This window comes from Streptomyces sp. NPDC055400, assembly GCF_053644375.1.
Genome location: NZ_JBSHLM010000003.1, coordinates 683600 through 703851, shown reverse-complemented (window position 1 = coordinate 703851; position 20252 = coordinate 683600). Strand labels below are relative to the sequence as shown.

12 protein-coding genes are annotated in these 20252 nt (G+C 73.4%); 7 read left to right on the top strand and 5 right to left on the bottom strand.

The window, feature by feature from the left end; translation table 11 throughout:
• Positions 1-469: 469 nt before the first annotated feature.
• Entirely contained in the window at positions 470-1018 is a 549-nt protein-coding gene (locus ACWIGU_RS11325) for a MarR family winged helix-turn-helix transcriptional regulator (RefSeq protein WP_454399637.1), read from the bottom strand.
• 122 nt (positions 1019-1140) lie between these two features.
• Here ACWIGU_RS11325 and ACWIGU_RS11320 point away from each other — a divergent pair, with 122 nt between their 5' ends.
• Positions 1141-2430 (top strand): MFS transporter, encoded by a 1290-nt coding sequence (locus ACWIGU_RS11320; protein WP_454399635.1) that lies wholly within the window; start codon positions 1141-1143, stop codon positions 2428-2430.
• A gap of 12 nt (positions 2431-2442) precedes the next feature.
• On the opposite strand, the gene ACWIGU_RS11315 is transcribed toward ACWIGU_RS11320, so the two are convergent.
• Both ACWIGU_RS11315 and ACWIGU_RS11310 read right to left on the bottom strand, forming a co-directional pair.
• Complete coding sequence (locus ACWIGU_RS11315) at positions 2443-4137, bottom strand: ATP-binding SpoIIE family protein phosphatase (RefSeq protein WP_454399633.1); 1695 nt, start codon at positions 4135-4137, stop codon at positions 2443-2445.
• 188 nt (positions 4138-4325) lie between these two features.
• Entirely contained in the window at positions 4326-5750 is a 1425-nt protein-coding gene (locus ACWIGU_RS11310) for an NAD(P)/FAD-dependent oxidoreductase (protein WP_454399631.1), read from the bottom strand.
• Between the two features lie 382 nt (positions 5751-6132).
• On the opposite strand from ACWIGU_RS11310, the gene ACWIGU_RS11305 reads away from it, so the two are divergent.
• Both ACWIGU_RS11305 and ACWIGU_RS11300 read left to right on the top strand, forming a co-directional pair.
• Positions 6133-6927, top strand: a complete 795-nt coding sequence (locus ACWIGU_RS11305) for a TetR/AcrR family transcriptional regulator (protein WP_454399629.1) — start codon at positions 6133-6135, stop codon at positions 6925-6927.
• 241 nt (positions 6928-7168) lie between these two features.
• Positions 7169-9118, top strand: a complete 1950-nt coding sequence (locus tag ACWIGU_RS11300; protein WP_454399627.1) for a sigma-70 family RNA polymerase sigma factor — start codon at positions 7169-7171, stop codon at positions 9116-9118.
• A gap of 20 nt (positions 9119-9138) precedes the next feature.
• Here ACWIGU_RS11300 and ACWIGU_RS11295 read toward each other — a convergent pair whose 3' ends face one another.
• Together ACWIGU_RS11295 and ACWIGU_RS11290 are read right to left on the bottom strand one after the other, a co-directional pair.
• Positions 9139-12414 (bottom strand): BTAD domain-containing putative transcriptional regulator, encoded by a 3276-nt coding sequence (locus ACWIGU_RS11295; protein WP_454399625.1) that lies wholly within the window; start codon positions 12412-12414, stop codon positions 9139-9141.
• Between the two features lie 81 nt (positions 12415-12495).
• Positions 12496-14601: an asparagine synthase-related protein gene (locus ACWIGU_RS11290; protein ID WP_454399623.1), complete on the bottom strand. Its 2106-nt coding sequence runs from the start codon at positions 14599-14601 to the stop codon at positions 12496-12498.
• Positions 14602-15215: 614 nt separating this feature from the next.
• Between ACWIGU_RS11290 and ACWIGU_RS11285 the strand changes: the two genes are divergently transcribed.
• The 4 genes from ACWIGU_RS11285 to ACWIGU_RS11270 all read left to right on the top strand — a co-directional run bounded on the left by ACWIGU_RS11285 (position 15216) and on the right by ACWIGU_RS11270 (position 20247).
• Entirely contained in the window at positions 15216-16643 is a 1428-nt protein-coding gene (locus ACWIGU_RS11285) for an MFS transporter (RefSeq protein WP_454399621.1), read from the top strand.
• Positions 16644-16748: 105 nt separating this feature from the next.
• The gene (gene lhgO / locus ACWIGU_RS11280) at positions 16749-17951 is read left to right on the top strand and encodes an L-2-hydroxyglutarate oxidase (RefSeq protein ID WP_454399619.1); all 1203 of its coding nucleotides are present in this window, start codon (positions 16749-16751) and stop codon (positions 17949-17951) included.
• Between the two features lie 42 nt (positions 17952-17993).
• A complete protein-coding gene (trmB, locus tag ACWIGU_RS11275; RefSeq protein ID WP_454399617.1) occupies positions 17994-18857 on the top strand; it encodes a tRNA (guanosine(46)-N7)-methyltransferase TrmB in 864 nt (287 codons plus the stop codon).
• A 43-nt stretch (positions 18858-18900) separates the two neighbouring features.
• On the top strand, positions 18901-20247 hold the full coding sequence (locus tag ACWIGU_RS11270; RefSeq protein ID WP_454399615.1) for a PrsW family intramembrane metalloprotease: 1347 nt from the start codon (positions 18901-18903) through the stop codon (positions 20245-20247).
• Positions 20248-20252 lie beyond the last annotated feature (5 nt).

The following is a 20252-nucleotide window of genomic DNA, read 5'->3' as shown; positions in this document are numbered from 1 at the left end:
CTCTCAGGCTTTCCTCCGGGCAGTTTCCCTTCGGTCTTGCGTTTCCGACTCTATCAGACTCTTTCGCGTCCGATTTCCTCGGCGCCTTTCAGGTTTCCGCTCCGGCCTTTCGACCTTTCACGTTTCCCTTTCCGGCGGTTCCGACTCTATCAGATCCTTTCGGGCCTGATTTCCAGTCAGTGGCCACCCGGCGGAGCCGGATCTTTATGCCGTGTCTTCCCGGCTGTTGGGCCGTTCCGACGTCCCAGACTTTAGCGGATTCTCCCGGCGGCTCCTAATCGGGCCGCCGCACCGAAATCGAATTGAATTCGGGCACGCCGAATTCGGTCCCGGAGGGAGATCGTGCTGGTGGTGGGGGTGCCGCTTGAGCGGCGGAGGTGCTGTCGCAGAACCGTTACGGCTCCGTGGCAACTCGAAGAACCTTACGTATCGAGGAGGGTCATGTCAACACCCTCCTGGCAACTTCTTTTCAGTCGAGGTCCGTGAGGCGGCCGCCGGCGTCCGGCTGGGCGTCCTCGACGCGGCGCAGCAGGCGGGTCAGGACCTCGCCCAGGACTCCCCGCTCGTCGGAGGAGAGGTCCTGGAGCAGGTCCTCCTCGAACCCGGAAGCGAGGCGCATCGCCTCGAGCCACTTGGCGCGGCCCTCGGTGGTGAGCTCGACGATGACGCGTACCCGGTTGGACTCGTCGCGGTCGCGGGTGACCAGGCCCTCGCCGACCATGCGGTCGATGCGGTGGGTCATGGCGGCCGGGGTGAGGCCGAGGCGCTTCGCCAGGTCGCCGGGGCCCATGCGGTACGGGGCGCCGGAGAGGACGAGGGCCTTGAGGACCTCCCAGTCGGCGCTCGAGATGCCGAGGTTCGCGGTCTGACGGCCGTAGGCGACGTTCATGCGCCTGTTGAGGCGGCCGAGCGCGGAGACGATCTGCTCGACCTGGGGGTCGAGGTCCTGGAACTCGCGCTGGTACGCGGCGATCTGCTCGTCGAGGGTCGGCTCACTGTCGCCGGGGTTGTCGCCCATGGCCCGCAGTATGGCACGGGCGGCTTGGCGTTGAAGTCCTTCGGTGTGTATTGTTTAGATCCTAACTTTAGCTTCGAAGTCTTCACTTCTAACTCCTAAGGCAGGTGAAAGTGACCAGGGCGATGGGCGCAGCGATGCGTCGGATCCAGGTGGGCAGCGCGCTGAGTTCGTTCGGCGTCGGGTTCACGGTCCCGTTCCTCTATGTGTACGTCGCTGAGGTGCGAGGTCTCGGGGCCGGAGCTGCGGGCATCGTGCTCGCCGCCTTCGCCATGGCCGCTCTGGTCGTCCTGCCGTTCACGGGACGGGCCATCGACCGGCGCGGTCCCGTGCCCGTCCTGGTCGTCGCCACGGTGGTGGCGGCTGTCGGTGCGCTCGGGCTCGGGCTCGCGGGCGGTCGGCCGACCGCGATCCTGTCGGCGGCGGTGCTCGGTGCGGGCACGGCCGTGATCCAGCCGGCGCTCGCCACGATGATCGTGTGGACGTCCACGCCGGACACCCGTACGCGCGCCTTCGCCATGCAGTTCTTCCTGCAGAACCTCGGTCTCGGCATCGGCGGGCTCATCGGCGGCCAGATCGTCGACGAGAGCCGCCCGTCGAGCTTCACCCTGCTGTTCGGCATCGAGGCCGTGATGTTCCTCGTGCTCGCCGCTGTCGTCGGTTTCGTGCGGATGCCGTACGCGCCGGCGATCGGCGGGGCCGTGCCGAAGGGTGGCTCCGGGACGGGCGGCGGGCTGCGGGCGCTGTTCCGGCACCGGGCCATGGTCCAGCTGTGCGTCCTCGGGTTCGTGCTGTTCTTCGCCTGCTACGGGCAGTTCGAGTCGGGCCTGAGCGCGTACGGCGTGGAGGCGGCGGGGATCTCCCCGTCGACGCTGGGCATCGCGCTCGCCGCCAACACCGCGATGATCGTGGTCGCGCAGTTCGCGGTCCTGAAGTTCGTCGAGCGGCGCAGGCGGTCCCGGGTGATCGCCGCGGTCGGGCTCGTGTGGGCGGTCGCGTGGCTCGCGGCCGGGTACGCGGGTGTGGGGCACGGCAGCATGGCCATGGCCACGGCCGCGTTCATCTCGACGTACGCGCTGTTCGGTCTGGGTGAGGCGATGCTGTCGCCGACCGTGGCGCCGCTGGTCGCCGATCTGGCGCCGGCCGGGACGGTCGGTCAGTACAACTCGGCGTTCGCACTGGTCAAGCAGCTCGCACTGGCCGTCGGTCCGGCGGTCGGCGGGCCCATGGGGGCCGCGCTGCACGGTCCGTACATCGTGACGTTCGTGCTGTTCTCGCTGGGCATCACGTTCCTCGCGGTGCGGCTCGGGCGGCATCTGTCGCCCGTGCAGGACCAGCCGTCTCTGGCGAAGAGCCGCATCGTGGCGGAGGGCGGGGCTCCGGTCGAGCCGGTGCCCGCGGCCGCGTCCGCCTGAGGCCCGGCCGGATTACGGCGTACGCGGCAGGGCGAACTCGCACCAGACCGCCTTGCCGCCGCCCGGGGTGCGCCGGGACCCCCAGTTCGAGGCGATCGTGGCGACGATGGCGATGCCCCGGCCCGCCTCGTCGGCGGGTTCGGCGCGGCGGCGGCGCGGGAGGTGGTCGTCGCCGTCGGTGACCTCGATGATCAGCCGCCGGTCGGTGCGGCGGAGCCTGAGGCGCATGGGGGGCGTCCCGTGCTGGAGCGAGTTGGCGACGAGTTCGCTGGCGGCCAGGACGCCCAGGTCGTGCAGCTCCGGTGAGAAGCGCCAGCTGGCGAGTACGCCCGAGGCGAAGGCACGCGCGCGTGGGGCCGCTTCGACGCCGCCGAGGAGTTCCAGGGCTGCGTTGCGGAACAGCTCTCCGTCGGGTCCGGTGCGCGCCGGGTGCTGGAGGACGAGGACGGCCACGTCGTCGTCGTGGTCGGCGGTGACGCCTGCCGCGCGGATGAGTCGGTCGCACACGACCTGGGGTGTGCCGGTGGCGCCGGCGAGCGCGCGCTCCAGGGAGGCGACGCCCTCGTCGATGTCCTCGTCCCTGCGTTCGACCAGGCCGTCGGTGTACATGACGGCGGTCGATCCGGGGCCGAGCGGCACCGATCCGGAGGCGTGCAGCCACCCGCCGGTGCCGAGCGGGGGTCCGGTGGGCTCCTCCGCGCGGTGGATCGTGCCGCTCTCGTCGCGTACGAGGATGGGGAGGTGGCCGGCCGACGCGTAGACGAGGCGGCCCTCGTTCGGGTCGTGGACCGCGTAGACGCAGGTGGCGATCTGGTTGGCGTCGATCTCGATGGCGAGGCCGTCGAGGAGCTGGAGCACCTCGTGCGGCGGCAGGTCGAGGCGGGCGTAGGCGCGGACGGCGGTGCGCAGCTGGCCCATGACGGCGGCGGCGCGCACCCCGCGGCCCATGACGTCGCCGATGACGAGGGCGGTGCGGCCGCCGCCGAGGGTGATCACGTCGTACCAGTCGCCGCCGACCGCGGCCTCGGTGCCGCCCGGCTGGTAGGTGGCCGCGATGCGCAGGTCGTCGGGCTGCTCCAGCTCCTGGGGCAGGAGGGAGCGCTGGAGGGTGACGGCGGTCTCGCGCTGGCGGCGCTCGCTGGCGCGCAGCCGCTCGGCGGCCTCGGCGTGGTCGGTGACGTCGGTCGCGAAGACGAGTACGCCGAAGCCGCCTGGCCGTTCCTGCCCCGCCCCTTCGTCGTCACCGTCCGCTTCGCCGGCCGGCACCGTCACGGGTGTGCAGGTGAACGTGTACGAGCGGCCGCCGGCCACCTTGCGGGACTTGACCGTGCGCGGCTTGGCGCTGCGCAGGACCTGGTCGAGCAGCGGCAGCAGGCCGAGTTCCTCCAGCTCGGGCAGCGCTTCGCGCGCGGGGGCGCCGGTGGGGCGGTCGCCGAAGGCCGCGACGTACGCGTCGTTCACGTACGCGATGCGGTGGTCGGGGCCGTGGACGAGGGCGACGAGGGCCGGGACGCGGTCGAGGACCTCGCGTGCGGGCAGTTCGTCGATGCCGGCGGCGGGCGTGGGCGCGTCGTCGGACGGGGGTTCGTGGCGGGCGGCGGGCACGGCGCCTTCCCCTCGCTGGCTTTGGGAGACGCCATGGTCGGACCGCGCTGCCGCGCGGCGCTGCGTTCCGGGGAGCCGGGCGCTCCAGCGCGTGAAGTTCACTGTGGGGAAAGCCTCGTGAGGTCGGGTGGGGTCTCCCCTGTCCGGCCGGGAGACCGGGAGCGCGGGGAAGGGCAACGTGGCGGTCGGTCCGCCCACGGTCAGGAGCCGGCCAGGGTCATGGACCAGTCTGACCGACCGGACCGACATCCGTCAGACGCCGGTCCTTGAGGGGGAGTTCCTGAGTCCGGTCAGGTCGACCCCTTCGGGTCCTGGGGCGGGTTCGCCGGGGGGCTGCCCGGCGGGTTTCCCCCGGCCGCGAGTTCGAATTCCGCACGCGGGCGTTCGAGCGAGCCGAGGGAGACGATTTCGCGCTTGAAGAGCCCGGAGAGTATCCATTCGCTCAGGACACGGGCCTTCCGGTTCACGGTCGGCACCCGGCTCAGGTGGTAGACGCGGTGCATGAACCAGGCAGGGTAGCCCTTCAGCCTGCGCCCGTAGACGTGTGCGACACCTTTGTGCAGGCCGAGCGAGGCGACGGAGCCGGCGTATTTGTGCTCGTAGTCCGTGAGGGGCTCGCCGCGCAGGGAGGCCGCGATGTTGTCTCCGAGGACTCTGGCCTGGCGCACCGCGTGCTGGGCGTTGGGCGCGCATTCCTTGCCCTCCCCGCCGGCCGTGATGTCGGGGACGGCGGCCGCGTCGCCCGCGCCCCAGGCGTGCGGAGCGCCGTCGACGGCGAGCTGGGCGGTGCAGGTGAGGCGGCCGCGTTCGTTGCGCGGCAGGTCGGTCGCGGCGAGCAGGGGGTGCGGTTTGACGCCCGCGGTCCACACGACGGTGCGGGTCGGGAAGCGGGAGCCGTCGTCGAGGACGGCGACCCGGTCCTCGCAGGATTCGAGCCGGGTCCGCAGGCGTACGTCGATGTTGCGGCGCCGCAGTTCGCTGACGGTGTAGCGGCCCATCTCCTCGCCGACCTCCGGGAGGATGCGGTCGCTGGCCTCCACGAGGATCCATTTCAGGTCGTCCGCGGTGACGTTGTGGTAGTAACCCGCGGCGTAGCGCGCCATGTCCTCGAGTTCGCCGAGTGCCTCCACACCCGCGTAACCGCCCCCTACGAAGACGAAGGTGAGGGCCGCGTCGCGGATGGCGGGGTCGCGGGTCGAGGAGGCGATGTCCAGCTGCTCGATGACGTGGTTGCGCAGGCCGATGGCCTCTTCGACGGTCTTGAAGCCGATGCCGTGGTCGGCGAGCCCGGGCACGGGCAGGGTGCGCGAGACGGAGCCGGGTGCCAGGACGAGTTCGTCGTACGTGATCTCGACGGCGCCCGTGCCCTCCTCCTCGGTGGCGAGCGTGGTGAACGTGGCGGTGCGCTTGCCGTGGTCGACCGCCGTGACCTCGCCGACGATGACGCGGCACCTGCCGAGGACGCGGCGCAGCGGCACGACGACGTGGCGCGGCGAGATGGATCCGGCGGCGGCCTCCGGCAGGAACGGCTGGTAGGTCATGTACGGGTCGGGGGTGACGACGACGATCTCGGTCCGGCCGCTTCTCAGTTCCGGTTTGAGTTTCTGCTGGAGGCGCAGGGCGGCGTACATCCCGACATATCCGCCCCCTACGACGAGGACGCGCGTACGCGGGACTTCCGGGGCCGTCCCCCGGGAAGAAGCAGTCTTCGGCATCGGCACCACCCCATGACGCATCGGCCACTTGAGTTTGTCCACAGCCCCGGCAAATTGTGTGACCGGCGGCCGCACCGGCAGCCGGTCGGGCGAATTGCCGGAGTACAGGACATGTCCGCAGGTCAGCGGGTGTGTGGCGGGTGAGGCGCGGGGGTGCAATCGGGGTGGAATCGCCGCGTACTCCGTTCGGGGGGCGCTCCGTGCGGAACCTGCCCCTTCTGAATTGACTCCGGCTCAACTATGTTCGTGTGCTGTCGGGGTGTCGGGGGATGCGCTGACGGATCCGTCGGACGGGTCCGTGGAACTGGCCTGTTCCTCACGCTCCGGCTTCCAATGGCGGGGAGAGTCTCCGGGGGGAGACGTCATTACCGGGGGAACACATATGCACATTCAGGACTCTCAATGGACTTCCGCGGCTTCCGCTCCGGCCATGGCCGGCGGACCGGCCGCTACGGCGGGCGGTAACGGGCGCGGCGCGGGCGACAGTTCGCGTGCCGCGCCGCTGCGCGTGGATGCCCAGCGCAATCTGGAACACGTCCTGCGCGCGGCGCGTGAGGTCTTCGGCGAGCTGGGGTACGGCGCGCCGATGGAGGACGTGGCGCGGCGGGCCCGGGTCGGTGTCGGCACGGTGTACCGGCGCTTCCCGAGCAAGGACGTACTGGTGCGGCGCATAGCCGAGGAGGAGACCTCCCGGCTGACCGACCAGGCGCGGGCCGCCCTCGGCCAGGAGGACGAGCCGTGGTCGGCGCTGTCGCGCTTCCTGCGCACGTCCGTCGCCTCCGGTGCGGGGCGGCTGCTGCCTCCGCAGGTGCTGCGCGTCGGCGTCCCCGACGAGCGGGCCGACGCGGCGGGCGCGGTCCGGGACGAGACGCGGGTTCCGCAGCAGCGGCACGCCGGCGTCCCGCCCGAGCTGCGTCTCGTGGAGCAGCGCACGGCCCCGGTCACCGAGGCCGTGCCGGCGGACGACGCGGGCGCCGCGGAGCTGCTCGAGGTCGTCGGGCAGCTCGTGGACCGGGCGCGCGCGGCGTCGGAGCTCCGTGAGGACGTGACGGTGGCGGACGTACTGCTGGTGATCGCCACGGCGGCGCCCTCGCTGCCGGACGCCGCACAGCAGGCCGCGGCCTCGTCCCGACTTCTGGACATCCTGCTCGAAGGGCTGCGGTCGCGGCCCGCGTGAGGGCGGGCAGCACGGCGCAGGACCGGTGACGGCCGCGGGTGGCGCATGCGCGTCGCGCGCGGCCAACTCCCGTTTTTGGTACGGAGGTTAACCACTACCCGTACGAGTGAAAGCTATTGCTTCGCCGTACGAAGTTTCCACGGATGAGTGGTTGACGGGCACCGGCAGGTGGTGCGGGCCGCCCTTGTGGCACTCTTTCCCGCGTGTTCGGGTCTGAGTGTGTGGTCGGGGGCTTTCCGCGATGAGCGTTGACGGGCGGGACGAGCCACTCGAGAACAGTGGTGCGGGCGACACCGGGACCGGCGGGCTGCCCGCGCGCCAGGTGCCGAGCCAGGGAGGTCCACGCCGGGACGACTCGCCGGTCTCCGAACCCCCCGGCCCCCCGGCCCCCGCCGGCCCTTCCGCCGCCCCGGGCGAGGACCGCTCCGACCTGAGCGTCCCGCAGCAGCGCGAGCACGGCGTGGATCCGGGCACCTCCGTCCTGCCGCCCCCGCGCGAAACGCCTCCCGCGGACGCCGACCTGATCGCCCGTATGCGGTCCGGCGACGACACCGCGTACGAGGAGCTGTACCGCCGTCACTCGGCCGCCGTTCACCGTTACGCACGCACCTGCTGCCGGGACGGGCACACCGCCGACGACCTCACCGCCGAGGTGTTCGCGCGCATGCTGCAGGCCGTGCGCGGCGGCAGGGGGCCCGAACACGCGGTGCGCGCCTATCTGCTGACCACCGTGCGCCGCGTCGCCGCGGGCTGGACGAAGTCGGCCAAGCGCGAGCACCTGGTCGAGGACTTCGCGGTGTTCGCCCAGCAGGCCGCCCGCTCCAGTGAGGTCTCCGACGACGACACCCTGGATCTCGGCGCCGACGTCCTCGCGATGCACGAGGCCGAGCAGTCGATGGCCATGCAGGCCTTCCGGTCCCTGCCGGAGCGCTGGCAGGCCGTCCTGTGGCACACGGAGGTCGAGGACGAGTCGCCCAGCGAGGTCGCCACGCTCTTCGGCCTCGACGCCAACGGCACGCGCGTGCTGGCCAAGCGCGCCCGCGAGGGCCTCAAGGAGGCGTACCTCCAGGCCCATGTGAGCACCACCCTCACCCAGGACGAGGAGTGCGCGCGCTACGCCGACCGGCTCGGCGCGTACGCCCGCGGAAGCCTGCGCACCCGGGCCGAGCGCGGCCTGCGCAAGCATCTGGAGGAGTGCGCCAAGTGCCGGCTCGCCGCCGGTCAGATCAAGGAAGTCGCCAGCGGGATCCCCGGTGTCGTGCCGGTCGCGGTCATCGGCTGGTTCGGTGCCGCCGGGTACGCGAAGGTGGTCGCGCTCATCGGCGGCGGCGCCGCGAGTGCGGCGGGCGCCGGTGCGGCGGCCGCGGCCGGCGGCAGTTCCGGAGGGGCCGCGGGCGGGGGCGCCGCGGCGTCCGAGGGGCTCGGCGCGCCCGTGAAGGCGGGCATCGCGGCCGGTGTGGTCGCCGCGGGCGTGGCCGTGGCGGTGGCGATCGCCCTCGTGGGCGACCCGCAGAAGCCCGAGCCGGAGGCGCGCAAGGAGAAGCCGGCGGTCTCGCAGCCGATCCCCCCGCCGAAGCCGACGCCTCCCCCGAAGCCCGAGCCGCCGGCCCCGCAGCCGACGCCTCCCCCCGAGCCCGCGCCGAAGCCGACGCCCAAGCCCACCCCGAAGCCGACGCCCAAGCCGACACCACCCCCGAAGCCGGCCCCGAAGCCGACGCCCAAACCCACTCCGAAGCCCACGCCTCCCCCGCCCGCCCCGGCCGTCTACCAGCTGAACCAGCTGTCGTACGGCGGGCTCGGCGACGGCACCGAGCCGGAGATCCGGCCCGGCGAGAGCAGCTGGGTGTGGCAGCGCTACGGCCTGCGCATCGCGGACAAACAGTACGCGAACGGCGTCACCGTCCACGCGCACTCCTCCGTGACCGTCGACCTCAACCGCAGCTGCACCGCGTACGACGCCTTCGCCGGTGTCGACGACATGACGCTCGGCACGGGAGCGGTGCGGTTCTCCGTGTACGCGGACGGGGTGCGCCTGTGGAAGTCACAGGTCCTCAGGGGCGGGGACCCTGCCGTTCCGGTTCATGTGGATCTCGCGGGGCGCAAGGCGATCCGGCTGGTCACCGAGCCGCAGACGAAGTTCGACTCCCTCGCGGTCGGGGACTGGGCTGAGTCCCGTTTCACCTGCCGGTGAGCTGCCTCGGCCGAGGGGTCTCAGTTGAAGCGGCGGACGCGTTCCGTCAGGAGCGTGACCGCCTCGGCCGCCGTGTGCCCAGCCCCCGCGGCGTGCGCGTCGGCGTACCGGGCGGCGCCCAGCGCGGCCCCGGCCGCCGCCTCGAACGCCTCGATCTCGGTGCGTTCGGGCAGCGGGCGCTCGGCGCCGCCGCGCCAGCCGTCGGACGCGGCCACCAGCCCCACCGCGCCCTCCGTGTCGCCCAGCTGGGCCAGGAAGAGCGCCCCGCGGCCCGCGAGGTCCGCGTTGACGCTCTCCGCGCAGCGGTTCTCGACCGCGTACCGCAGGGCCTCCGTGAGGACCGCGAGGCCGCGCGCGGGCCCCGACTCGGCCGCCGTGATCCGCGCGTCGACACCGCCGACGAGCGCCGTGAACTGCGGTGGCGGGGTGCCCCGCGACGACTCCGTGGCCGCGTCGTCGCACAGCGCGCGGGCCCGCGCCACCTCGCCGTCCTCCACCGCCATCACGGCGTTCAGGAGCAGCACGTACGCGTGGGGATCCGGCACCCCGTACCGGTCGGCCTCCCCGATCGCCTCGGCCAGGAGCTTGCGCGCCGCGTCGCGCTCGCCGGAGCGGTAGGCGATCTCACCGAGCCGGGCGATGAGGAACGGCGCCTCCGCGTACGCGCCCACCTCGTAGGCGAGGCGCAGCGCCTCCTCGAACTCGCCCTTCGCCTCGTCGAACCGGCTGCGCGCGACGGCCGCCTCACCGGCTGCGCTGCACACCTGGGCGCGCATCCACCGGTCCCCGACGCGGCGGCTGATGGAACGCAGTTCGGCGAGGTCGTCGTCGATCCCTTTGAGACTGCCCGACCTGTCGACGGCCGTGTGCGTACGGAACATCAGGGTGACGCCGGTCTCCCAGGCGCCGCCGTACACACGGCAGTTGGCGACGGCCTGGTCGAGGGCGGTCCTGACGTCCTCCGGGTTGTCCAGGAAGTGCACGGTGAACGGCCAGATGATGCCGGGGAAGCGCGCCCCCGCGGGCCCGGGCGGAGCGAAGGCGTCGCGCACCCGCATGAGGTACTCCCGGTCGGCCTCCCCGCGCAGGGCGCTCTCGGGCAGGGTCTGGGCCACGAAGAAGATGTGCAGCAGCCGCAGCTCCATGAGCGGCCAGTACAGGGGGTCGTCCTCGTCCGCCAGATCGCCCACCACCGGGAACGTCCGTCCGTCGCGCGAGGGGACCCGGCAGTCGGACGGGGACGGGCGCTGCGGGCGTGGCGTCGGGAGCAGCTGCTCCAGGATGTGGCCGATCCATTCGGTGCCCTCCCTGCGGTAGTTGCGCAGCCACCAGAACCAGCCGGTGGAGAGGGCGAGTCTCACCGCGGACTCGGTGTCGCCGGTGACCGTGGAGCGGTGCAGGGCGGCGCGGAGGTTGTCGAGCTCCGTCTCCAGGCGCTCGATCCACGGGAGTTGCTCGGCGGAGCGCAGGAGCGGGTCGGCCTTCTCGACGAGGGCGCGGAAGCAGGCGACGTGGCGCCGCTCGGCCTCGGCGCGCAGCAGCGGTGTCTCGGCGGCGCGTTCGGTCGCGTACTCGTGGATCGTCTCCAGCATCCGGTACCGCATGCTGCCGTCGCCCGGGGTGGCCACCAGGAGGGACTTGTCGACGAGCGCGCCGATCAGGTCGGATGCGGGGCCGGTGCAGACGGCCTCCGCGGCCTCCAGGTCCCAGCCGCCGGCGAAGACGGACGCCTCGCGCAGGACCGTGCGCTCCTGTTCGTCGAGGAGGTCCCAGGACCAGTCGACGACCGCGCGCAGGGTCTGCTGGCGGGGCAGTACGGTGCGGCTGCCGCTGGTCAGCAGGCGGAAGCGGTCGTCTAGACGGTCCGCGATCTGGCGGGGGGTGAGGAGTCTGAGGCGGGCGGCGGCCAGTTCGATGGCGAGCGGCAGGCCGTCGAGGCGGCGGCAGATCTCGGCCACGGCGTCGGGGTCGCCGGTGACGTCGAAGTCGGGGCGCACGGCGCGGGCGCGCTCGTCGAACAGGCGGTGCGCGGGGTCGGGTGGCAGGGGTTCGACGGGGCGCACGGACTCGCCGGGCACGCCGAGGGGTTCGCGGCTGGTGGCGAGGACCGTGAGGCCGGGGCAGTGGGTGAGGAGGGTCTCGGCGAGCGCGGCCGCGGCGTCGATGACGTGTTCGCAGTTGTCAAGGATCAGGAGCAGGCTGCGCTGGGCGCAGTGCTCGACGAGCAGCGCCACGGGGTCGTCCTGCGGCGCCGAGTGCTCGCTGGTCATCAGGACCGTCTCGCGCAGGCCGAGGGCGCTGACGACGGCGCCCGCCACGGCCTCGGGCTGGTCGAGCGGGGCGAGCTCGGCGAGCCAGGCACGGGGGTGCTCGGCGGCGGCTTCCTCGGCGAGGCGGGTCTTGCCGGAGCCGCCGGGTCCGGTGAGGGTGACGAGGCGGGCCGCTTGCAAGTCTGAACGGATGGCGTCGAGTTCGGGTTCCCGGCCGACGAACGAGTTGAGGCGTGGCCTCAGATTGCCGGCGCGCTGCGGCTGCCGGGGCGGCGCCGGGCGGCCTGAGTCGCGGGCGTGGACGCGGGCGGGGTCGAGCAAGTCGGCGTACAGGGCGGCCAGTTCGGGGCCGGGGTCCGCGCCGAGGCCGTCGGCGAGGGTGCGGCGGGCCGTCTCGTAGGCGGCGAGTGCGTCGGCGCCGCGGCCCGCGTCGCGCAGGGCGCGGATGAGGAGCGCGTGCAGCGGCTCGTCGTACGGGTGGGCGTGGGTGAGTTCGGTCAGCTCCGGTACGACGTCCGCGGCACGGCCGAGCCGCAGATCGGCCTCCACGCGCGCGCGTGCCGCTTCGAGGCGCTGGGCCTCGGGGCGGGTCGCGGCGGTGCGGTCGGCGAGGTCGGCGAGTGCGGGGCCGCGCCACAGGGCGAGCGCGTCGCCCAGGGCGCGGGACGCGGTCGCCGGGTCATGTGCCGTGAGGGCGGCCGTGCCCTCACGCACGAGGCGCTCGAAGACGTACAGGTCCACGTCGTCGGGGCGGGCGGCGAGGCGGTAGCCGCCGCCCGCCTGCGAGGTGACGGCGTCTTTGCCGAGGGCGCGGCGCAGTCGGCCGACGAGGGCCTGGAGGGCGGCGGTCGCGTCGGCGGGTGGCTCGTCGGCCCATACGCCGTCGATGAGCGCGTCCGCGGGGGCGGTGCGGCCGGCGTGCAGCGCGAGCGACGTGAGCAGGGCGCGCAGGCGCTGTCCGCCCACGGGCAGGGCTGTGCCGTGATCGTCGTACGCCTCGGTGACGCCCAGGATTCGGTACCGCACGGGTCCATTCTCACGGGTCGGGACGGCCCCGGTCGCGCGGATTCCGTTCCGGGGCACTGAGGACAGCACGGGCGCGATGCTTCAGCGCCCGGCTCCCAGCGCGCCCCGCTGCGGTGCGACGCTCCCCGTGGGGACGGCGCGCTGGCGGGCCGGGGTGCCGGTCCAGCAGGTGCCGCGGCGGGCGAGCAGGCGGCGCAGCCAGAGTTCGAGGGAGACGAGGTCGGCGAGGCCGTCCAGCGGCAGGGGCTCGCCGTCGGCCGCCGCGCGCAGGGCCTTGCGGACGACGCGGGCCTCGATCAGGCCGGTCTGGGCGAGGAGCGGCGTGTCGAAGAGCTGGATGAGGTGGTCGGCACGGACGCGCAGGCCGGTGCGGGCCGCCGCGGCGGACGACGCGTGCGAGGGTGCGCCCCAGCCTGCGGGGAGTTCGCTGACGCCGGCGCCTTCGAGGACGGTACGCAGGATGTCGGCGCGGGCGCCGGGCCGGACGCGGAGCGCCTCGGGGAGGGCGCGGGAGGCGCGTACGACCTGGTTGTCGAGGAAGGGGGCGTGCAGGCGCTGGAAGCGGACCTCGGCGGCCTGTTCGAGGACGCGCAGGTCGGCCGCGTGGCGGGCGAGGGCGGCGCGGGCCCGGAACGCGCCGGGCCGCTGCCCCGGTCCTGGCCCCGGACGCGTCGCGCCGTCCTGGAGGCGAACCGATACTTCAGCGAGGGCCTCGCCCGTCAGCCAGCGCGCGGCGGGCCCCGGTCTCGCCCAGGCGAGGGCCGCGAGCGATGCGCCGACGGCGCCCGCTTCACCCCCCGGGTCCTCGAAATTGCGCTGCAGCAGCCGCTCCGCGAGGCTTGCGATGCCCGTCTTGTACGGCGTGCGGGCCAGCTTGCGCGCAGCGCCGTACACGCGCGCGGGCACCAGCACGGAGCCGCCGTCCGCCTTGGCGAGCGCGGCGACCGGCTTGACCATGTGTCGCCGGCGCCGGTCCATGAGGAGATCGGCGAGGCGGGCCGGGTGCGCGTCGAGGACCTGGCGGGCGCCGTAGCCCGTGAAGTGGTCGGCGCTCCCGGAGAGCAGGCGCGTGCGGTGGCGGGCGGCGGTGATCAGGGAGGGGCCGGGTTCGTCGGTGAGGGGGCCGTCCAACTCGGCGTAAGGGAGCGCCTCTTCGCCCGCGGTGACGACGACGTGGTGCAGGCGGGGGTTCGCGGCGATGGCGCCCGCGCGCTGGAGTTCGGCCTCGCGTCCTTCCGCGCCCGCGGACAGGTCGTTGAAGGTGACGGCGAGGAGGCGTTCGCCCGCGCCCGTGCCGTGGCCGAGGACCGTGCCGGGCAGCCCGGGCAGTCCCGCCGCGAGCAGCGCGAGAGTTCCGGACGCGGGTCCTCCGGAGAGGTCGGCGCCGATGCCGGGCACGGGCATGCCGCGGGCCGCGCGCCGCTCGGCGGGGCCCATGCCGGGGACGGGTCCCGGGTCGATGTCGGCGCCGGGGACGTGCCGGGGCGCGGCGAGCCGGGCGCGTACGGCCTCGACGAGCGCGTCGCGCAGGGCGTCCACGGCGCCGGCGGGGTCCGCGGAGGGCGCGGCGACGGCGAGCGACGCGACCGGTTCGTAGCCGGCGATCTCGCGGGCACCGGCGCGCAGGATCAGCGCGTGGCCGGGCGGGATGCGGCGTACGCCCTGGTACGGCGTCGAGTCGTGCAGGGCTTCGGGCACGTCGGGGGCGGCGAGCAGGGCCGCGAGATGGCCGATGTCGAGGTGGGCCTCGATGAGGTCGGCGAGCGGCAGGGCGGCCGTCGCGTACGCGGTGCCGCCGGCCCAGGGCGTGTAGAACACGGGCCGTGCGCCCGCGAGATCACCGGCGATCATGAGGCGCCGGCCGACCTGGACGACAGCGGTGTAGCTGCCGGACCAGGCGGTGAGGTGGCGCAGGGCCCCGCCGCGCGCGGCGAACAGGCCGACCCGCAGCTGCTCGTCGGTGGCGCCGCAGGTGCCGAGTACGGCGATACGGGTCTGCTCGTCGGCGCTGACGATCCTGACCTCGTCCGGACGCCAGTCGCCGACCGCCCACAGCGGATCGGGGTCACCCCACAGGAGCTGGGAGCCCACGGGATGGACGGTCTCCCCGTCGGGTCCGGTCGAGCCCGCGGACCCGAACCGCACGGGCCCGGCGGCGGTACTGCTCCACCCCACCAACCACCGCATCGCCGCCTCCACAGGCTGTGGACAGAACCTCGTCAGAAGGAATCAGAGGAAATCACAGGAACAGGGTCCCCATGCTGCCACGAAGGAGGCGTACGGGAGGGGCGACGGGGCGGCACGTGCGCCACCGAATGCGCCCCTTTTGAGCGGTAGTTGAACCCCCCGGGGACCGCTCGGAGGCATCGGTGGCGGCGTACGGCACCATCGATATTCGGCCAAATCGGCTGTGGATGGCCAGACCTGTGCACACCACATCGGACACGGCGCGCAACACACGGTCCGGGAGGCGCCCTGCACCTCCCGGACCGGTCCGCCACCCGCGGGGATGAAGGCGGCGGTGTCCCCCAGCCCGCTGGATCCAGTACAGCGGGCCGACCCACGCACCATCCATGGAAGCGCTCCCCCCATGGCCGCAGAAGAGCGCACGCACAGGCGCACGGCCACACGGGCGGAGCACACCGTGACGGCGGTGCCCCGGGCGCGTACTCCCGTACGGACAATATTCCCGCCATCCGGAACTATGCCCCTTAACGCTTGGGATCCGGCGAACTACGCTGGGTGTACGAATGCCGCGCGGTTATGCCACCGCGGCAGCCGGCTGTGTCGAGGGGTGGCGCATGTCCAGGGAGCAACGCGGGCCGAACGAGAAACTCGGCACCGTTCTCGCCCTCGCGGGAATCAGCAACGCAGGCCTGGCGCGGCGGGTCAACGACCTCGGCTCGCAACGCGGTCTGACGCTTCGCTACGACAAGACCTCGGTGGCCCGCTGGGTCTCCAAGGGCATGGTGCCGCAGGGCGCTGCGCCGCACCTCATCGCCGCCGCCATCGGCCAGAAGCTGGGCCGGCCCGTGCCGCTGCACGAGATCGGCCTGGCGGACGCGGACCCCGCGCCCGAAGTGGGCCTCGCCTTCCCGCGCGACGTGGGGGCGGCGGTGAAGTCGGCGACCGAGCTGTACCGCCTCGACCTCGCGGGCCGCCGCACGGGCGGCGGCATCTGGCAGTCGCTGGCCGGATCGTTCGCGGTGAGCGCGTACGCGACGCCCGCGTCGAGATGGCTGATAACGCCGGCCGACTCGTCGGTCGCACGCGACGCGCAACCGCTGGAGAGCGGCGGGGACAACACGTCTCAGAAGGTCGGCCACAGCGACGTCCAGAAGCTGCGCGAGGCGGCCGAGGACGCGCGGCGCTGGGACTCCAAGTACGGGGGCGGCGACTGGCGTTCGTCGATGGTCCCCGAGTGCCTGCGCGTCGAGGCGGCCCCTCTGCTGCTCGGCGCCTACTCGGACGACGTGGGGCGTGCCCTGTTCGGGGCGAGCGCCGAACTGACGCGCCTGGCCGGGTGGATGGCGTTCGACACGGGCCAGCAGGAGGCGGCGCAGCGCTACTACATCCAGGCGCTGCGGCTCGCGCGCGCGGCGGCGGACGTGCCCCTGGGGGGCTACGTGCTGGCGTCGATGTCGCTCCAGGCGACGTACCGCGGCTTCGGCGACGAGGGGGTGGACCTGGCGCAGGCAGCCCTGGAGCGCAATCGCGGGCTCGCCACCGCCAGGACGATGAGCTTCTTCCGGCTCGTGGAAGCACGCGCACACGCGCGCGCCGGTGACGCGCACGCCGCGGGTGCCGCGCTGCGGGCCGCGGAGGGCTGGCTGGAGCGGGCGCGCGACGGGGACCACGACCCGTCGTGGCTCGGCTTCTACTCGTACGACCGCTTCGCCGCCGACGCCGCCGAGTGCTACCGCGACCTCAAGGCGCCCCGCCAGGTGCGGCGCTTCACGGAGCAGGCCCTGTCGAAGCCCACAGAGGAGTTCGTGCGCTCGCACGGGTTACGGCTCGTGGTGTCGGCGGTCGCCGAGCTGGAGTCGGGGAACCTGGACGCGGCGTGCGAGCAGGGCACGCGCGCGCTGGAGGTGGCGGGGCGGATCTCGTCGGCCAGGACCACCGAGTACGTGAAGGATCTGCTGCACCGCCTCGAACCGTACGGGGACGAGCCGCGCGTCGTGGAGCTGCGGGAGAGGGCGAGGCCGCTCCTGATGGCACCGGCGTAGGGCAGAGGTGTGAAGGAACCGGTCCGGCCGAAGGGCCACCGCCCGGGTTTGAACGCGTTGTCAGTGGCGCAGTGCAGTATCGGGGGCGGGAGGTGAGGCACGGTGATGACGAGCGGGTACGACTGCGATGTGCTGGTGATCGGCGGCGGGATCGTCGGTCTGTCGACGGCGTACGCCCTCACGCGCGCGGTACCGGGCACACGGGTGACCGTCCTGGAGAAGGAGCACGGCCCCGCCAGACACCAGACGGGGCGTAACAGCGGGGTCATCCACAGCGGTGTGTACTACCGCCCCGGCTCGCTCAAGGCCCGCTTCGCGGTGCGGGGCGCGGCCGAGATGGTCAAGTTCTGCGCGGAGTACGGCGTCGCGCACGCGGTCACCGGCAAGCTGATCGTGGCCACCGAGCGCGACGAGCTGCCCCGCCTGCACGCCCTGGTCCAGCGAGGCCGGGAGAACGGGATTCCGGTGCGGGAACTCGGCCCCGCCCAGATCGGCGAGTACGAGCCGTATGTGCGCGGCCTCGCCGCGATCCACGTGGGCACGACGGGCGTCGCCGACTACGTGTCTGTGGCCCGGCATCTCGCCGAGGCCTCGGGCGCGGACATCCGGTACGGCGCGGAGGTGGTGCAGATCGACCGCCGCGCGGAGCGTGGTGTCGCGGTGCGCACGGCCGCCGGGGACGTCGTCCGCGGGCGCGCCCTGGTGAACTGCGCGGGGCTGCACTGCGACCGGATCGCCCGGCTCGCGGGGGACGACCCCGGCATGCGGATCGTCCCCTTCCGGGGTGAGTACTTCGAGCTGGCCCGCCCCGAGCTCGTGCGCGGCCTGGTCTATCCGGTGCCGGACCCGGCGTTCCCCTTCCTCGGCGTCCATCTCACGCGCGGCATCGACAAGAGCGTGCACGTCGGTCCGAACGCGGTGCCCGCGCTGGCCCTCGAGGGCTACGACTGGTCGACGGTCAGACCGCGCGAGCTCGGCGCCACGCTGGCCTGGCCCGGCTCCTGGCGGATAGCGCGCCGGCACTGGCGGTACGGGGCCGGGGAGCTGCGCCGCTCGGTGTCCCGGGACGCGTTCACGGCGGCGGTGCGCAGGCTGCTGCCCGCGGTGACCGCGGACGATCTGGTGCCCGCGCCGGCCGGCGTCCGGGCGCAGGCGGTCCTGCGGGACGGGACCCTGGTCGACGACTTCCTGATCCGCGAGGCCCCGCGCACGGTGCATGTGCTGAACGCGCCGTCTCCCGCGGCGACGGCCTCGCTCCCGATCGGCCGCGAGGTCGCCCGGCGGGCCCTGGCCGCGCTCGGTTCCTGAGCTTGGGCCCCGGCCGGATCCGGCGTCTAAAATCGCCTCACTGTGTCTGAGTCACCCCACACCCCCGAAGCCCGCACCCCCGAGGCCGCCGGTCCCGAAGCCGCCGGTCCCGAAGCCCCCGGTTCCGAATCCCCGGCTCCCGCACGCGCCAAGGGCGAGCCGCGCTTTCCCGACGGGCCCGCGCCCGACCCCGCCGGTTCGCACTTCGAGCGGCGCATCCGCAGCTTCCAGCCCCGCCGCAGCCGCGTCACGACGGGCCAGGCGGACGCCCTCCAGCGGCTGTGGCCCCTGTGGGGCCTCGACATCGACGGGCAGCGCGTCCTCGACCTCGACGAGCTGTTCGGCGGCAGGAAGCGCGTCGTCCTGGAGATCGGCTTCGGCATGGGCGAGGCGACGGCGCAGATGGCCGCCGACGACCCCGACACCGGCATCCTCGCGGTCGACGTGCACACCCCGGGCCAGGGCAACCTCCTGGGCCTCGCCGAGCGGAACGGCCTGACGAACGTACGGGTGGCCAACGGCGACGCGATCATCCTGCTCCGCGAGATGCTCCCCGCCGCCTCCCTCGACGGGCTGCGCGTCTACTTCCCCGACCCCTGGCCCAAGAAGCGCCACCACAAGCGGCGCCTGATCCAGCCGGAGTTCCTCAGCCTCGCCAAGGTCCCCCTCAAGCCGGGCGCCCTGGTGCACTGCGCGACCGACTGGGAGCCGTACGCCGAGCAGATGCTCGAAGTCCTGACCGAACACCCGGACTACGAGAACACGCAGGCCGACGGCGGATACGCGCCCCGGCCCGCGTTCCGCCCCCTCACGCGCTTCGAGGGCCAGGGCCTGGACAAGGGCCATGTGGTCCACGACCTGCTCTTCCTGCGCGCCGAGCACGCACCGGCCACCGCCGCGGACTGACACCCCGTCGCGGGCGGGCCCGTCCCTCGTTAGGGTCAACGCTGTGGCGACCTATCCCTCGTATCCGAATGCGTTTCCGCACGCGCAGCCCGGAGCAGGCGCTCCGGGGCCCGGCACGCTGCGGCATCCGCGCTGGTGGGAGCGGAAGGCCGTGCACGCCTGGGCGCTCGTCTCGCTCCTGACGCTCTCCGGCCTGGTGATCCTCGCCCTCGTGCGGGAACAGACCGGCACCAAGGGGTTCCTGGTCGGGCTCTGCCTCGCGGTCCTGCCCGTCCCGCTGCTGATCGCCGCGTTCCGCTGGCTGGACCGGGTCGCGCCCGGGCCCTGGCGGAACCTGCTGTTCTCCTTCGCCTGGGGCGCCTGCGCCGCCGCGCTCATCGCGATCGTCGCCAACAGCTTCGCGACCCACTGGATCGCCACGAACTCGGCCGACCCCGCGCACGCCGACACCCTCGGCGCGACGGTCATAGCGCCCATCGTCGAGGAGTCCGCGAAGGCCTGCGCCGTCCTGCTCATCTTCCTGTTCCGCAGACGGGACTTCACCGGGATCGTCGACGGCGTGGTGATCGCCGGCGTCACCGCCACCGGCTTCGCGTTCACCGAGAACATCCTCTATCTGGGCAACGCCTTCGGCACCGACCAGCTCAACAGCGGCACCGGCATCGCCTCGGTGACCGCCGCCACCTTCTTCGTACGCATCGTCATGTCGCCGTTCGCGCACCCCCTGTTCACGGTGCTCACCGGCATCGGCTTCGGCGTCGCGGCCTGGACCGCGCCCGACCGCGGGCCGGTGCGGCGCGTGTTCCTGCCCCTCGGCGGGCTGCTGCTCGCGATGGGCATGCACGCCACGTGGAACGGCTCGTCGGCGTTCGGCCGGTTCGGGTTCTTCGGGGTCTACGCGCTGTTCATGATGCCCGCGTTCGGGCTGCTGACCTGGCTCGCGATCGGGACCCGCCAGCGCGAACTGCGCACGGTGCGCTCCGAGCTGCCCGCGTACGCGGCGGCCGGCTGGGTCGGCCCGGCCGAGCCGTTCGCCCTCGGCTCGATGCGCGCCCGCCGCCTGGCCCGCGAGTTCGCGCAGCACCACGGCGGCAAGGAGACGGCCAGGGCCGTCGCCCAGTACCAGCAGTACGCGACCTCACTCGCGCTCCTGCGCCACCGCGGGCGGCGCGGCCGGGCCGGGGCGGACTATGTCGTACGGGAGCGGGAGCTGCTCGACGAGCTGTGGGCGCGGCGCCACGCGGCCCGCCCCGCCCTCGCCTACGCGTCCCGGGCCACCGCGCCGCCCGTGTGGGTGCCGCCGATGTACGCGGGGCCGGTGTACGCGGGGCCGGTCGCCCCGTTCCCCGCGCACAGCGCCCACAACGCGTACAACCCGTACCGCTACTGAGGACG